Consider the following 13,330-nt stretch of genomic DNA (forward strand, 5'->3'; position numbering starts at 1 on the left):
GGCAGACGCCGGCGGTGGCTTCAGCGCGCGCTGCGCCGGCAGGCCGCCTGCACCAGCATCAACTGCGCGACCAGGATCAGCATCGCGCATCCCGACAGCAACCACGGGTCGATGTACCACTGCGCGTTGAAGCTGAAGCTGCCTGAGGAAATGCGCTTCCAGCCGTTGAAGTGCTGCATCGCCGCCACCACGAACGCGAAGCCTCCCGCGGAGAAGGAGAGCCAGGGCACGACGATGCCGCCGGGCCGCGCGAACAGGGTCAGCACCCCCAGCACGCCGATGACCGTGCGCTGCACACGGCAATAGGGACAGACGTAGGCCAGCCCGCTCCACTCCACCGACCACGCCAGCAGGCTCACCAGCACAGCCACGGCGCCTGCGATGTACAGGATCTTCGCTGGAATCGTCATGCCGCCATCGTCTGCCATCCTGTGCCTCCTTCGTCTCCGGACCCGCGCAGGGTAGCGTGAAACGCGCCGTATGACCCCACCCCGCATCCCTGTGCGCGGAATGCTCTCAACGCGGGCTTCACCGGCTCTGGAGTCCGATCGGCCCATCTCCTGTGCCCTCGCGCACGGCCACCCTGCCTGTCTCCGCCTGAGGATATCGACGTGAACCACTCATCGCCTCCCCTTGCCATACTCGTTGCACGCGTACTGCTGATGCTGCTGTTCCTGGTCTCCGGCCTTGGCAAACTCGGCAACCTGGCCGGCACACAGAGCTACATGGAGACGATGGGCGTGCCCGGCATCCTGCTGTGGCCAACCATCGCGTTCGAGATCATTACCGGCCTGTGCATCCTGCTGGGCTTCCAGACCCGTCTGGTCGCCGCGGTCCTGGCCGCCTTCAGCCTGGTGACCGCCTTCATCTTCCATCACCAGTTCAACGATCCCACCCAGCAGATCATGTTCCTGAAGAACATGGGCATCGCCGGTGGCTTCATTCTGCTGGCCTGCACCGGCGCCGGCCGCTACAGCATCGATGGTCGCCGGCGTCGCGGATGAGGGCACGCTCGTCCATCTGAGGCTGACGGGGGTGGCAGCGTGTCGTTTTTCACCGCTCCCCCGCCTTCGCGATCTGCGCCGGCGCCCGACACCGCGCCGGTTGCGGCCCCCTGCCTTGCCTGCATCGGCGAGCCTGTGATTACGTGGTGCTCCAGATCGGCAACGCGCAAGGTCCTGCATGAGCGACACGGTGGATACCTTCTGCCCCTGGATCATCGGCCGTCCCTGCCTGCCGGTCGGCGAATGGGCGGACTGGTCACAGGTGCTGGTGGCAGTGGTGATCGGCTTCGCTGCCATCTATGTGCCCTGGCAGATGTCCCGCGCGCAGACCCAGCGCCGCATCACCACCTCGCTGACACTGTGCGGCATCACCCTCTTCCAGTTCCTGCAGGCGGCGAAGCTGGCCACGGATCGATCCGGCGACACACAGCTGTATCGCTACCACCGCACCTGCGGCATGGACATGCTCAACTCGCTGCGTCAGATTCCAACGCACGAGCTGATCGACTGGGATGTGATCCACGCACGTATCCATCTGGAGATGCGCTGCGTGCAGCTGATCGAGTACGCCGACAACTGGCATATCGAGCAGGAGGGCTTCGCGCGCCTGCCCGACAGTACGCTGGAGGAGCTGGCGCACCGCATCGGCCTGCTCCATGCAAGCCTGGATGAGGTGCGCGGCCTGCTGTTGCGCAGGCGGATGTTCTGGCCATGGCTCTCGCGCCGGATCGTTGCCTTCGAGCGGCTGCCGACAGCACCCGGGCCGGTCAGCCGGAGCGCATCAGCGATCCAATAAGGGTGGCCGACGCCAAGCCCGTCCATCACACGGTGGGGACCGTACCCCCATCGATCCGATACTCCGTCCCTGCGATCGACGCGGAGCGCGGGGAGGCCAGGAAAGCGATCAGGTCGGCCACCTCCTGTGGCTTGGCAGGTCGACCCACCGGAATCCCGCCCAGCCAATCCATCACGATCTTCCTGCCACCTTCGTAATCCGTTCCGGCCTCTGCGGCCATCCTCGCCGCGAACGCCACGGACGCCTCGGTCTCGATCCAGCCCGGCGCAACGCTCAGTACGCGCACTCCCTTGGGTGTCACCTCTCTGGCAAGCGACTTGCTGTACGTGGTGAGAGCGCCCTTTGCCGCAGCGTACGCAGTGGTGGACTCCGGCAGCGGCAGCACGCGCTGGATCGAGCTGACATGGATCACCACACCCGAACCCTGGTGCAGCATCGCAGGCAGCAGTGCACGGTCCAGGCGCACCGCGGACATGAGATTCAGGTTCAGCTCGGCGAACCAGTGCGCATCGCTAATGGCAGCGAAGCCACCACCGGGCGTGTTCGAGCCTCCGAGCACATTGATCACGATGTCCACACCTCCCCACTGCCGGAGGACGGCCTGCGCAAGGTGATCCGTGCCTTCCGCGGTCGACAGGTCGGCAGCGACGTAGGTGACGCCCTCGCGCGTCTGGGTGGGAATGGTACGCGCGGACGTCGTCACGCGCGCTCCGGCCTCCGCCAGGGTTTTCACAACGGCAGCCCCCAGTCCCAGCGTTCCTCCTGTGACCACTGCCCTCAGGTCCTTCAGTTGAAGGTCGAAGTTCATGCCGTGATCTCCAGCGATGCGATCCGGCCACGCTCCAGTCGAAAGCGGTACGTCAGAACCGTCGGGCTGCCGGGAAAGTCACCAGTGACGTCGGCCTGCACCCTGTGGATGTCGTCCTGCCGCTCGATGGCAAACGGCACACTCGTCGCGTGGTACCGGGCCGTTGCCTCGGCCATGAACGCCTTGATGGCATCGATGCCCACGTAGGTATGTCCGTCGTCCTTCATCACCGCGTGTGCCGTGAAGCACTGCGTCAAGGCGTCCGGGTTCTGCTCTGCCGCGAAGTACGCCGCAATGGGCTCGGGAAGGGTCAAGGCGCTCACGTTTCTGTCTCCTCGGGTGGATGGCCCGTAGGATGCTCACCCAGGCTAATTTATTGAATATCCTAGAATCCGGATGGGCTCTTTAGAAACGAGTACATAATGCGCGGATCCGACTTTGCTGAACTCAGGGCCTTTGTTGCCGTCGTGGAGCGTCAGAGTTTTGCGCGAGCCGCAGAGCATCTTGGCCTGTCGCCTTCGGCGCTGAGCCAGACGATCCGCCAGCTCGAAGGTCGCATCGGCGCCCGCCTTCTGAATCGCACCACGCGCAGCGTCGCACCCTCGGCAACGGGCGAACTGCTCTACAGGCGCATCGCCCCGCTGTTCCGGGAGATGGCTGCTGCAGTGGCGGATGCCGGTGAGGCGACGGGGCGGATGAGCGGCACGCTGCGCATCAACACGCTGGGCATCGCGGCAAGGACGGTCATCGCCCCACGGCTTGCGCGCTTCCATCGCGCGCATCCTGATGTCGTGCTCGACATCGTGGTCGACGATGCGCTGGCCGATATCGTCCGGGGCCGCTTTGATGCAGGCATCCGCGTCGGCGGCCAGCTGGAAAAGGACATGGTGGCCGTCCGCCTCACTCCCGACATGAAGATGATGGCGGTGGCATCGCCCGACTACCTCTCACGTCGAGGCACCCCCACCTCGCCGGCCGAGCTGCACGAGCACGCGTGCATCAACTGGCGACTCGAGATGGATGGCAGGCACTATCGCTGGGAGTTCGAGAAGCAGGGGCATCGGCTCGATGTAGCCGTCGATGGCCCTGTCATCACCAATCACGCTGACGTCGGCATTGCTGCTGCGCTGGGTGGGCTCGGCATTGCCTATCACTTCGAGCAGGACGGCGTAGGCGAACTGCTGGCCCAGGGGCGGCTGGTCAGGGTCCTGTCGGACTGGTCGATCTCACGCCCCGGGCTGTTCCTCTACTACCCGAGCCGGCAGCATCGACCCGCCCTGCTGGGCGCCTTCATCGACTGTCTTCTGGATCAAGGGCCATTCGAAGAAGGGAAGCAGACAGAGGTGCGGTCGCGCTGAGGATGGGGTGGGCGCAGCACTCACAAAATCCGACCATCTCATTGAATTTAAAAGAAATATGCCCCCTCCCTGATCTTTGACTCACATCTTGATTCGCTTTGAATAGGCCTGTGAGTTGCCTCCGAACCAAGCCCAATGGACTAATGGCCACAGCCGTATCGTCCCTCATCAGGCAGATGCATTCCGTAGGCGTCAGGACGATCTCGTCATCCTCGGGGGCCCCTGAAGCAGTGCCCGGCTCCTATTCCAGACTCCGTTCTTCAAGATGCTATTGAATCGGTGCAGGATCATCCTGGGCGGCAGCAGATGTACCCAGGCCCCTTGCAATCCATTGCGCGGGACTGGTCAAAGCATCAGTATCCGCAGACGACAACGGGAAGGAGCATGGATGTGCTGAAGATTCCAAAGAAGGTCTCGGACAGGTGGCCCACAACGGTAAGGTCGCTGGTCTCGGTCGCCATTTCCCACAAGACCAAGGATGTGTCTGAAGCCGATACGGTGACTCTGGTCAAGGACATGCTTGCCGACATCTTCGGTTACGACAAGTACAACGAACTGACTAGCGAGCAGCAGATCAGGGGAACGTTCTGCGACCTGGCGGTAAAAATCGATGGCAAGATCAGAGTTCTGATCGAAGTGAAAGCAGCAGCAATCTCACTGAACGAGACACATCTACGCCAGGCCATCAACTATGGTGCCCACGAGGGCATCGAGTGGATCGTGCTCACCAACGCTCTGGAATGGCGCCTCTACAGAATCAAGTTCGGCCAACCCATCGAGTACGAACTCGTCTCATCGTTCTGCATAGCAGATGTCAACCTGAAGAACGAAGAAGACCAGCGAAAATTGTTCCTGCTCTGCAGAGAAGGAATCACCTCTGACGCAATGGGCCTGTATCACCAGCACATCTCCGTACTCAACAAATTCACGGTTGCGCAGGTTGTTCTCGGTGAGCCGGTCGTTTCTGTCATCCGCCGGGAGCTTCGCCGTCTTTTCCCGGAACTGAAGATCGAGTCGGAAGCAGTTGTCGAGCTTCTCAACAATGAGATTCTGAAGCGCGAGGTCCTGGACGGAGAGAAGGTGAAGGATGCCCAGCAGCGCATACGCCGCGCAGTCTCCAAGAATGCCAAATCGAAGGCAAAGAACGCTGTTTCGCCCGACACTGCGCGAGAGCCAGTACCGGGCTAGCTCCTAGGGAGCGCGCAACGCCTCTCCAGCTTCATGCCAAGGCGCGATGCTCCCTTTCGCGCCGACGAGGTCACTAGTGGGGGCGGCCACTCAAGGGAGGCCGCCCATCCGACCGGGGTCGGGATGAAAGAGACCGTTGCATGCACTCAGCTCCCGCCACATTCCCCATTGAGACGGGCTGCCAGAAGCCTGCCCGCAACCATCAGATCTGCCCGCGCGATGCTTCCCAGAACCAGCGCAGAACCGCGGCGACTCAAATCCAATGCACTCAAAACCGCCAGTCGTTGTATTTGATTTTCGAATGGTTGTTTGAGCCGCTTTTTGGCATCCAGAGACGTGTGCTTGAGGAAAATCCCAATGGCTGATGCCTCCGCATCTGCAGAGCAGAGGCGCCCCGATCGACATTCGCGAGCGGACGTCTGGACCGAACTCCGTTTTGGATGGGGTCGCGAAACGCCATTGATCCTGCAGGCAGAAACCGCTGAATGTGGGCCAGCCTGTCTGGCCATGGTCGCGGGGCACCACGGTCATCAGGTAGATATGCTGGGAATGCGGGCGAAATTCAGATCTCCGTACTCGCCTGGGGTCTCTCCATCGACGAATGGATCATCATGACTCCTGTCCGGCAATAGGAACCCCATATGACGGAACTTGAGCTCCTCAACAAAGTGGTCAAATGTCTCTTCAATCGGGATGTCGCGTCCAAGCACACTCAGTACGCCGATAGCACTGATCTTTCGCTCGGTCTCCAGCTCGTGAAGCCGCCCAACCGTGCGCGCGATCTTCTCATGCGATCCCTTCCCTTTATGGGTTACCCGGAATCTATCGTTGTACTCGGCTGGACCATCAAAACTAATGCCCACGGCAATACTGAACTCTGAAATCAGATCTTCCCACTCGGCCGTAAGGTGATATCCATTTGTCTGTATGCCAAGACTCAACCCGCATATGGGGGCCAACGTCTCATACAGAGCAGAAACCAGTCCCCCTGAAATCGAGATCCCTCATCAGGGTGGGCTCCCCGCCGTGGAAGACGATGTTTACATTCCTGATGCCTAGATCCTCGACGCCACGCTTGATGTAATCAGCGACGGCTGAGAATTTGCCAGGCTTCATGATTGGATCGCGGTCCTTGTAGGAATCATCGCCCATGAAGAAGTACTAACAGTAGCTGCAAGCGAGGTTGCAGCGCTCGATCTTGATGATGACCTGCAGCTCATGTAGCTTCTGAATCGGGGAAGATGCGTTGCTGTTGACTACGTCGATCATGGTTGCCCCATAGGCGTGATTCGGGAAAGATGAAACGGCGTGTATAGGGATCTTGGGGGGGATTGGCACGACACGATCGACGGTTTCGCAGAGTTGTCGGAGTAGTCGATGCTCACTGCTCCTCCATTCCGGCAAGCTGAAATCCATGCAGATCGAGCGTCCAACACATGCTCTTTAAAATCAAACCCATCTATTGCCGCGGGTTTTCCCCCAGGCGTCAGAGAGCTACAGGTCTTCACCTCGGGATCAAGCACAATCACTCCGCCACCGGTAAACAGGCCGTAGTTCCCTTGGCAGTCGTTGCGTGAAACCTCTCGCATCAGTTCGGCGGCAATGCGGAACTGCTGGTCCTTGCTCAAGCCGCTGATCGTTTCGCGAAGCACGTAGCCATTCTGGGCTAGAAGTTCGATCATGGCGTTCTGCACCGACGATCGCGCACCGAATGCCTCATTTAAGTCGGTGCGTTCATTGAAACGAGACGAGGAGTTCTCCTGCAGGGTACTTTTCCAGAACGTTCCCAGAGAAGCTGCTGGATCAGAATCTGTCCGGACGAGGTTGAGGAACGTGTAGACCATCCCGCAGGAGTAAGCGAGTTGATACTCGCCCTCACTGATCAGGTCGTTCAATGGTCGCTTCTTGTGCTCTGCCTGGTCGATACATGACTCTGCAGCTGCGCCTACGTCACGCGTGATCCCTTGCTCCTTGCTCCCAGTCTCCTCCGACAGAAACAAGCTCGCTGCCATTTCTGCCCCGCCCTCGAGCAGCATGATTCTGCTTTCCTGCGGGAGTGACTCCATCATCTGCACATCTTGATTCCACTGATGAAATGCTTCATGAGCAATGAAGTGAGACAAGTCTTTTGGAAAGCCTTTTGAGGTGTCCAGGCAACCCGCGCGAAGGCCAATCAGCAGCAGTCCGGGCAATGAGCTTCCGCTGAAGTGGCAGCCCTGCTGGGTATTGGCGCCCTGCTCAATCAAGAAGATTACAGAGCTCACGCTATGCCGCTCAGGTCCGAGGGCGCGCCTATAGAACTTCTGGGCCTTCTCCAGCCAATCCTGATACTGGCTCCTGAACGCCTGTGGCACGCCTTGATCCGCCAGCATCGTTGGAACGGGTACTGGCCGCCCATCGCTGAAGAATGCGTAGCCTTCGAACGCCGTCACCGGAGAGTTTGCCGGGTGCTGTGAGGCTCCTGAATCGATATCGCCACATAGGCGTTCATACTGCGGATCTTCAGGATTGATGAGGGGCCGGAGGTTGATCGCGACAGTTGAGGGCGCCAACCTGATGATTAGCGGATACTTTCTTCCCTCGGGAAGCAGACTCCTGCTGATATCCAGGGTATAGGCGTGTTCGTCCGAGCGGGCGCTCTTCGACGCTTGCCACTCCTGCAGGTTGAGTTTGGGCGTACCCCGCGAGGTCACTCGCAAAGTCGCCCTTGACATGGCTATGTCGACCTCAAGGCCGGACGCGAGGCAATCACGCTTCCCGGCCCACGCGTTTGCCGTGAGCAGTGCCCACATGAGCAAGGTTGCCAACAGCGCCCACGGCTTTGGAGCTATTGGCACCAGTCGAATGAAAGCCTTGCCGGCAGTTTCGCGCATATCACACCGTCCACAGCCACTTCCTTGAAGCCTCAGACTCAGCATTACTCAGCCCTCCCGGTGGTTTATCTCGAACCGTTCGTCTGCACTTTGTATTGTCTCCATCCGATGGGCGATCACCACCCGGGTCATGCTCGACATCTTCACGGCCGCATTGACGCGCCGCACACACTCGAGGTCCAGATGGCTGGTTGCCTCATCCAGCACCAGCAGACGAGGGCGGCGATACAGCGCCCGAGCGAGGATCACTCGCTGCTTCTGCCCTCCAGACAGGCTGGAGCCCATGTCGCCTGCCAGAGTTCTGTAGCCCATTGGCATCGCCTCGATATCGTCGCTCACTGCGGCGAGTGTCGCCGCTTTCCTAGCAAGGCGAACCATCAGTTCCGTTACCTGCGCCGCACGTTGGCTTGGCGCCTGCGGCACGGCTACTGCAAGCACAACCCCGCACAAGGTGTTCGTCAGGCGAAGGAGGCCCGTGAACACAGAATGCCCACGTCCGAAGCATTCGCCAAGGTGCTAGCCTTCGCCCGCGAGCGCGGTGCCAGGTCGCCTCACACAAAGGGTAGCTGCCCCGCCTACATCGCCCCAGCGATGGTGCTGGCATTCAGCGCACGTCTGCGGGGCATCGAGGTCTGCACGCTGACTGACGTTCACCGCCTCGACCAGGGCGTGCACGGCGAACGACGGAAAGGCTCGCGTGCGTCGATCACAGAATGGAACAGCGAAATGACCGAAGCGTGGGAGACGCTGGTGACGCGGCGTGATGCGATATGGAACCGCGACGGCCGGAACTTCGCCATACCTATCCGACCTGAGAAGCGTTTTCTGCTTGTGGAGCAAACGGGAAATCCTATCGCACGATCTTCAACGTCCAGTGCCTGGCAACGGTTCATCCGTATGGCAATAAGCGAGGGCGTGATTGAGGAAAGCGAGCGGTTTTCGATGCATGGCCTCAAGCACCGGGGCGTTACCGACACCGCGGGCAACCTTGGCGACAAGCAGGACGCTGCCGGGCACAAGTCGCCAACAACGACAGGCCGCTACGATCACGGCATGCCGGTCGTGAAACCACCGCGCAGGCGCTGAATTTTCCCGACAATTCTCCCGGCGGCACAAAAAAGACACTTGGGCGGGAGCCTAAGTGCCTGCTCTTTATGGTGGGCCCACCAGGATTCGAACCTGGAACCAAAGGATTATGAGTCCTCTGCTCTAACCGTTGAGCTATAGGCCCGTGCAACGTGAAAGTGTAGTTGAGTCAGGCCTTCTCTCGCCACCGACCGGCCGCAGAAGCGTGCCTCAGCCGAAACGGTTCCCCATGGCCCGGACCCGAGCTGCATTCTGTCCGGCCACCTCCAGCAGCACCTTGGACCGCAGCAGGCCCGACGCTGCTACCCGCTCCCAGAAATCTACCGCCAGCGGAGCCGCCCAGTGCAGGTGATCCAATTGGCCTGCGCGCCGTGGTGCGACCGGGGGAAGCGGCGTTGTCGCCCGCAGAACGCCGGTTCGCGAGGGGGCCAGGGACATCGGCAGCATGTCGTAGGCAGGGGCAAGCGGCAACGCCCCGCGATCCAGCAGATGGAAGCCGACGTTGCCCTGATGCATATCGGTATTGCCAATCAATTGCCCAAAGGCGTGCAGCCGCGACAGGGCGGTTGCGGTCTCCTGATGGATCCACCGCTGCGCCAGCAACTGCTCACCCGCCTGCCCCCAATCCATGGTTACGTCACCCACATACGCCGAGGACAGGGCCAACAGCGACACGAATCCACGCCGTCCCAGTGTGCCCGGCGAGCGGTCAAACCGCTTCACCTCCAGGAAGGTGTGGCTGTCGGTCTGGATGAGCGACGATTCTGCTGCAGATACACCCGCCTCGCGCAGAACCTCAAGCGCCAGATGCTCGCAGACCAACAGGTCTGCCCACCGCTCGGCAGCCTCCCCCGCGCCCGGCAGGGCGAACTTCACCAGCGCGGCATAGCGGCCGCCATCGTGCTCGACCGTCGCGGTGAACTTGGGCTGTTCGCCGCCGGGCGAGGAGCCGACATCTTCGCCTTCCAGCGCAGCAGTTGCCCATTCGGGATAGCGCTGCTGCCGATCCTCGCTGCGCACGCGGTCCGGCGGTGTGTCCATCGTCGCAAGAGCAGACGCAACCGCGTCCCCGCCCAGCAGCAGATTGCCGACATCGGTACCACCTGCGCGCACCAGCGCCTGAAGGGTGTCGCCAAGCTGCCAGCGGTTGATGTCCTCAGGGAGGCCAAGCTCACGTCCGCGTCGGTGGGCGAACGTTCTTCCCAGGAATCCCTGTGGCCTCAGGTCATCCAGATACCAGGGCAGGCCCGGGAAGCAACCCATGATGTCGCCCTCGGGCGGGCGGACAAGATTTGGACGATCCCCTTGCGTCTGAACGTAGAAGGTGTCGCCGCGCAGTGCCACGACCTGCCCCAGCTCTTCCAGACGTCCATCTTCGCGCATGCGGAAGAGAGGCCATTCGCTGCCAGCGGGGGTGTCCTGGCGCTGGGCGTAGGCAGTCGCCCGGGTGCGGCCCAGCCGCACGACCGCGCCTCCCGCGTCGGCGACCAACCGTCCCAGGGTCGGGCGAGTGATCCCAAGGCCCGCCAGAAGATCGGCCGCCGGCACCACCTGCCCGGGGGGCAGGCGCTCCAGCAGGTCGTTGACCAGGTGAGTGCGGGGACGGGCCATGCGCCGGTATCGTTACGAGTTAATTTACGTATTCTTGCCACATGGTGAGGTGATGTGCAAGGCACAGGTCAAAGCAACCCTTTGATTCTCATAGGGCCACGCCGCTTCACCACCTGAATTAAATTACGAATTAATTTACGAAAAAAGAAAACCCCGCCGAGGCGGGGTTTTCCAGTTCACGACACAACCGCTGGAATCAATCGATATCCAGGAAGCTGCGCAGCTGTTCCGAGCGGCTCGGGTGACGCAGCTTGCGCAGCGCCTTTGCTTCGATCTGGCGGATGCGCTCGCGGGTCACGTCGAACTGCTTGCCGACTTCTTCCAGCGTGTGGTCGGTGTTCATGTCAATGCCGAAGCGCATGCGCAGCACCTTGGCTTCCCTCGGGGTGAGGCCGGCCAGCACGTCACGCACGGTTTCAGACAGATTGATGTTGGTGGTGTTCTCGATCGGGGACTCCACATTGGTGTCCTCGATGAAGTCGCCCAGATGGGAATCCTCGTCGTCGCCGATCGGGGTTTCCATCGAGATCGGCTCCTTGGCGATCTTCATCACCTTGCGGATCTTGTCTTCCGGCATGTCCATTTCCTTGGCCAGCTCCTCCGGCGTGGCCTCGCGGCCGTACTGCTGGAGCATCTGGCGGGAAATGCGGTTCAACTTGTTGATCGTCTCGATCATGTGCACCGGGATACGGATGGTGCGCGCCTGGTCGGCGATCGAGCGGGTGATGGCCTGGCGGATCCACCAGGTCGCATACGTGGAGAACTTGTAGCCGCGGCGGTACTCGAACTTGTCCACGGCCTTCATCAGGCCGATGTTGCCTTCCTGGATCAGGTCGAGGAACTGCAGGCCACGGTTGGTGTACTTCTTGGCGATCGAGATCACCAGGCGCAGGTTGGCCTCGACCATCTCCTTCTTGGCCTTGCGCGCCTTGGCTTCACCGTAGGCCATGGCACGGCTGATTTCCTTCAGCTCTTCCAGGTCCAGCTGGGTCAGCTTCTCGATGTCGATCGTGGCCTGCTGTTCGGCAATGATCTGGTCCTTCACCTCACGCAGCGCCGACGACCACTTCTGCTTGCGCTTCAGTGCGTCTTCCACCCACTCCAGGTTGGTCTGGTTGCCTTCCCAGGAGCGGATGAAATCCTTGCGCGGCATGCGCGCGGTGACGGTGGCCAGGTTCAGCACGCGGCGCTCATGGCTCTTGATCTCGGCCATGGTGTCGCGCAGCTGCTTGGTCAGCACGTCGGTCAGCGGCAGCGGCAGCTTCAGGGTGACGAACACGGCCGACATCTCTTCGCGCAGGCGCGGCAGATTCTTCTTGTCGCCCTTGCCGGCGGCCTTCTTGAAGGCATTGAAGGCATCGCTCAGGGCCTGCATGCGCGCAGCGACTTCCTCCGGGTCCGGACCGGTCGGTGCGGCTTCCTCATCGGCGCCGTCGACATCATCGTCCTCGTCCTCGTCGGCTTCGGCGTCGGCATCGTCGCTGTCATCGGCGGCGGCCGCCGGCGGAGCCGGCTCTTCGTCGGTCAGGTCGTTGAAGCCGACGATCACTTCGGCCAGGCGCTTCTTGCCTTCCTTGTGGGCTTCGTAATCGGACAGCAGCGATTCGACCGACACCGGGAACTGGCCCAGTGCGGCCTGTACCTGGCCCAGGCCTTCTTCGATGCGCTTGGCGATGGCGATTTCGCCTTCGCGGGTCAGCAGCTCGACAGTACCCATTTCGCGCATGTACATGCGCACCGGGTCGGTGGTACGGCCACCTTCGGTGTCGAGCGCGCTCAGCGCGGCAGCGGCTTCTTCGGCCGCGGTGTCGTCGACTTCGCGGTTGCCGGTGTTGCCGTCGTTGAGGAGGAGAGTCTCCACATCCGGCGCAACTTCATGGACATCAATGCCCATGCCGTTGATCATGCCGATGATGTCTTCGATCTGTTCCGGGTCGACCATGTCGTCCGGCAGATGGTCATTGACTTCGGCGTAGGTCAGGTAGCCCTGTTCCAGGCCCTTGCTGATCAGTTGCTTGATTTCGGATTGGGCAGGACGTTCGTTGGCCATGTAGTGCTCGCGCCACCGGCTGGGTAGGAAATAGGGAACGTAGCATTATACCAGCCCGGGGCCCCGCCTGCCGGGCGGTGGTCCCGGCGGCTTCAGGGCCTGAGAAGGAAGGTCACGGGACCATCATTGACCAGGCTGACGATCATATGGGCACCAAAGCGGCCCGTTTCCACCCCTGGCGCGTGATTTTCACGGCAGATGTCGACAAATCGATTGAACCCGCGTTCAGCCTCGGCCGGCGGCGCCGCAGTGGTGAAGCTGGGGCGCATGCCCGACCGGGTGTCGGCCGCCAGGGTGAACTGGCTGACCAGCAGCAGGCCGCCGCCGGTATCGCGCAGCGAGCGGTTCATCTTCCCGGCTTCATCGGCAAACACCCGGTAGCCCAGCAGGCGCTCGGCCATGCGCTGCAGCTGCGGCTCGGTGTCGCCCGGCTCCATCCCCACCAGGGCCAGCAGGCCTGGGCCGATCTGGCCGACGGCCTCGCCATCGACGTGGACGGCGGCCTGGCTGACGCGTTGGATCAGAACGAGCATCTGTGGGTTTCCGGTCGGGGGGC

15 protein-coding genes, 1 tRNA gene and 1 pseudogene are annotated in these 13,330 nt (G+C 61.5%); 6 read left to right on the forward strand and 11 right to left on the reverse strand.

From position 1 onward, the window contains the following. Nucleotides 1-20: 20 nt before the first annotated feature. Nucleotides 21-428, reverse strand: a complete 408-nt coding sequence (locus QMZ25_RS04665; RefSeq protein WP_065181602.1) for a hypothetical protein — start codon at nucleotides 426-428, stop codon at nucleotides 21-23. 183 nt (nucleotides 429-611) lie between these two features. Here QMZ25_RS04665 and QMZ25_RS04670 point away from each other — a divergent pair, with 183 nt between their 5' ends. Together QMZ25_RS04670 and QMZ25_RS04675 are read left to right on the forward strand one after the other, a co-directional pair. After that, complete coding sequence (locus QMZ25_RS04670; protein ID WP_065174465.1) at nucleotides 612-1,004, forward strand: DoxX family protein; 393 nt, start codon at nucleotides 612-614, stop codon at nucleotides 1,002-1,004. Between the two features lie 178 nt (nucleotides 1,005-1,182). After that, the gene (locus QMZ25_RS04675) at nucleotides 1,183-1,800 is read left to right on the forward strand and encodes a hypothetical protein (RefSeq protein WP_197600686.1); all 618 of its coding nucleotides are present in this window, start codon (nucleotides 1,183-1,185) and stop codon (nucleotides 1,798-1,800) included. A 25-nt stretch (nucleotides 1,801-1,825) separates the two neighbouring features. Here QMZ25_RS04675 and QMZ25_RS04680 read toward each other — a convergent pair whose 3' ends face one another. Together QMZ25_RS04680 and QMZ25_RS04685 are read right to left on the reverse strand one after the other, a co-directional pair. Further along, nucleotides 1,826-2,608 carry an SDR family oxidoreductase gene (locus QMZ25_RS04680; protein WP_197600687.1) on the reverse strand — a complete coding sequence of 261 codons (783 nt, stop codon included), beginning with the start codon at nucleotides 2,606-2,608 and terminating at the stop codon, nucleotides 1,826-1,828. Beyond that, nucleotides 2,605-2,931, reverse strand: a complete 327-nt coding sequence (locus QMZ25_RS04685; protein WP_065174462.1) for a nuclear transport factor 2 family protein — start codon at nucleotides 2,929-2,931, stop codon at nucleotides 2,605-2,607. Before QMZ25_RS04685 ends, QMZ25_RS04680 begins: the two co-directional genes overlap by 4 nt. Nucleotides 2,932-3,030: 99 nt before the next feature. On the opposite strand from QMZ25_RS04685, the gene QMZ25_RS04690 reads away from it, so the two are divergent. The 3 genes from QMZ25_RS04690 to QMZ25_RS19205 all read left to right on the forward strand — a co-directional run bounded on the left by QMZ25_RS04690 (nucleotide 3,031) and on the right by QMZ25_RS19205 (nucleotide 5,769). Then, on the forward strand, nucleotides 3,031-3,966 hold the full coding sequence (locus QMZ25_RS04690; protein ID WP_197600688.1) for a LysR family transcriptional regulator: 936 nt from the start codon (nucleotides 3,031-3,033) through the stop codon (nucleotides 3,964-3,966). A 384-nt stretch (nucleotides 3,967-4,350) separates the two neighbouring features. Next, on the forward strand, nucleotides 4,351-5,154 hold the full coding sequence (locus QMZ25_RS04695; RefSeq protein WP_196768732.1) for a type I restriction enzyme HsdR N-terminal domain-containing protein: 804 nt from the start codon (nucleotides 4,351-4,353) through the stop codon (nucleotides 5,152-5,154). Nucleotides 5,155-5,511: 357 nt separating this feature from the next. Then, nucleotides 5,512-5,769, forward strand: coding sequence for a cysteine peptidase family C39 domain-containing protein (locus tag QMZ25_RS19205; protein ID WP_197600690.1), 258 nt, complete (start codon nucleotides 5,512-5,514; stop codon nucleotides 5,767-5,769). Here QMZ25_RS19205 and QMZ25_RS04700 read toward each other — a convergent pair. The 4 genes and pseudogenes from QMZ25_RS04700 to QMZ25_RS04715 all read right to left on the reverse strand — a co-directional run. After that, complete coding sequence (locus QMZ25_RS04700) at nucleotides 5,685-6,095, reverse strand: hypothetical protein (RefSeq protein WP_283219223.1); 411 nt, start codon at nucleotides 6,093-6,095, stop codon at nucleotides 5,685-5,687. The two genes, QMZ25_RS19205 and QMZ25_RS04700, sit on opposite strands and share 85 nt — an antisense overlap. 22 nt (nucleotides 6,096-6,117) lie before the next feature. Next, nucleotides 6,118-6,306 carry a hypothetical protein gene (locus QMZ25_RS04705; RefSeq protein WP_283219199.1) on the reverse strand — a complete coding sequence of 63 codons (189 nt, stop codon included), beginning with the start codon at nucleotides 6,304-6,306 and terminating at the stop codon, nucleotides 6,118-6,120. Nucleotides 6,307-6,419: 113 nt separating this feature from the next. Continuing rightward, nucleotides 6,420-8,027: a hypothetical protein gene (locus QMZ25_RS04710; protein WP_283219200.1), complete on the reverse strand. Its 1,608-nt coding sequence runs from the start codon at nucleotides 8,025-8,027 to the stop codon at nucleotides 6,420-6,422. Between the two features lie 81 nt (nucleotides 8,028-8,108). Next, nucleotides 8,109-8,384: pseudogene (locus QMZ25_RS04715) on the reverse strand (ATP-binding cassette domain-containing protein); the annotation flags it as partial. A 234-nt stretch (nucleotides 8,385-8,618) separates the two neighbouring features. On the opposite strand from QMZ25_RS04715, the gene QMZ25_RS04720 reads away from it, so the two are divergent. Next, entirely contained in the window at nucleotides 8,619-9,113 is a 495-nt protein-coding gene (locus QMZ25_RS04720; protein WP_065181630.1) for an integrase, read from the forward strand. A 69-nt stretch (nucleotides 9,114-9,182) separates the two neighbouring features. On the opposite strand, the gene QMZ25_RS04725 is transcribed toward QMZ25_RS04720, so the two are convergent. The 4 genes from QMZ25_RS04725 to dtd form a co-directional block, all read right to left on the reverse strand. Then, nucleotides 9,183-9,258 (reverse strand) — tRNA-Ile (locus tag QMZ25_RS04725). Between the two features lie 65 nt (nucleotides 9,259-9,323). Continuing rightward, the gene (gene yjjJ / locus QMZ25_RS04730) at nucleotides 9,324-10,724 is read right to left on the reverse strand and encodes a type II toxin-antitoxin system HipA family toxin YjjJ (RefSeq protein ID WP_283219201.1); all 1,401 of its coding nucleotides are present in this window, start codon (nucleotides 10,722-10,724) and stop codon (nucleotides 9,324-9,326) included. Nucleotides 10,725-10,920: 196 nt separating this feature from the next. Then, nucleotides 10,921-12,774, reverse strand: coding sequence for an RNA polymerase sigma factor RpoD (rpoD, locus tag QMZ25_RS04735; protein ID WP_053517130.1), 1,854 nt, complete (start codon nucleotides 12,772-12,774; stop codon nucleotides 10,921-10,923). 92 nt (nucleotides 12,775-12,866) lie between these two features. Continuing rightward, a complete protein-coding gene (gene dtd / locus QMZ25_RS04740; RefSeq protein WP_053517128.1) occupies nucleotides 12,867-13,307 on the reverse strand; it encodes a D-aminoacyl-tRNA deacylase in 441 nt (146 codons plus the stop codon). Nucleotides 13,308-13,330 lie beyond the last annotated feature (23 nt).

Origin of the sequence: Stenotrophomonas sp. RS-48 (genome assembly GCF_030053245.1) — a bacterium.
GTDB classification, from domain to species: Bacteria; Pseudomonadota; Gammaproteobacteria; order Xanthomonadales; family Xanthomonadaceae; genus Stenotrophomonas; species Stenotrophomonas maltophilia_P.

Coding starts and splice junctions, on each gene's coding strand:
- QMZ25_RS19205 (WP_197600690.1), top strand. CDS start 5,512: ATGGCTGATGCCTCCGCATCTGCAGAGCAGAGGCGCCCCGATCGACAT.
- QMZ25_RS04720 (WP_065181630.1), top strand. CDS start 8,619: ATGGTGCTGGCATTCAGCGCACGTCTGCGGGGCATCGAGGTCTGCACG.
- QMZ25_RS04665 (WP_065181602.1), bottom strand. CDS start 428: ATGGCAGACGATGGCGGCATGACGATTCCAGCGAAGATCCTGTACATC.
- QMZ25_RS04675 (WP_197600686.1), top strand. CDS start 1,183: ATGAGCGACACGGTGGATACCTTCTGCCCCTGGATCATCGGCCGTCCC.
- yjjJ (WP_283219201.1), bottom strand. CDS start 10,724: ATGGCCCGTCCCCGCACTCACCTGGTCAACGACCTGCTGGAGCGCCTG.
- QMZ25_RS04690 (WP_197600688.1), top strand. CDS start 3,031: ATGCGCGGATCCGACTTTGCTGAACTCAGGGCCTTTGTTGCCGTCGTG.
- QMZ25_RS04680 (WP_197600687.1), bottom strand. CDS start 2,608: ATGAACTTCGACCTTCAACTGAAGGACCTGAGGGCAGTGGTCACAGGA.
- QMZ25_RS04705 (WP_283219199.1), bottom strand. CDS start 6,306: ATGGGCGATGATTCCTACAAGGACCGCGATCCAATCATGAAGCCTGGC.
- QMZ25_RS04695 (WP_196768732.1), top strand. CDS start 4,351: ATGGATGTGCTGAAGATTCCAAAGAAGGTCTCGGACAGGTGGCCCACA.
- rpoD (WP_053517130.1), bottom strand. CDS start 12,774: ATGGCCAACGAACGTCCTGCCCAATCCGAAATCAAGCAACTGATCAGC.
- QMZ25_RS04710 (WP_283219200.1), bottom strand. CDS start 8,027: ATGCGCGAAACTGCCGGCAAGGCTTTCATTCGACTGGTGCCAATAGCT.
- dtd (WP_053517128.1), bottom strand. CDS start 13,307: ATGCTCGTTCTGATCCAACGCGTCAGCCAGGCCGCCGTCCACGTCGAT.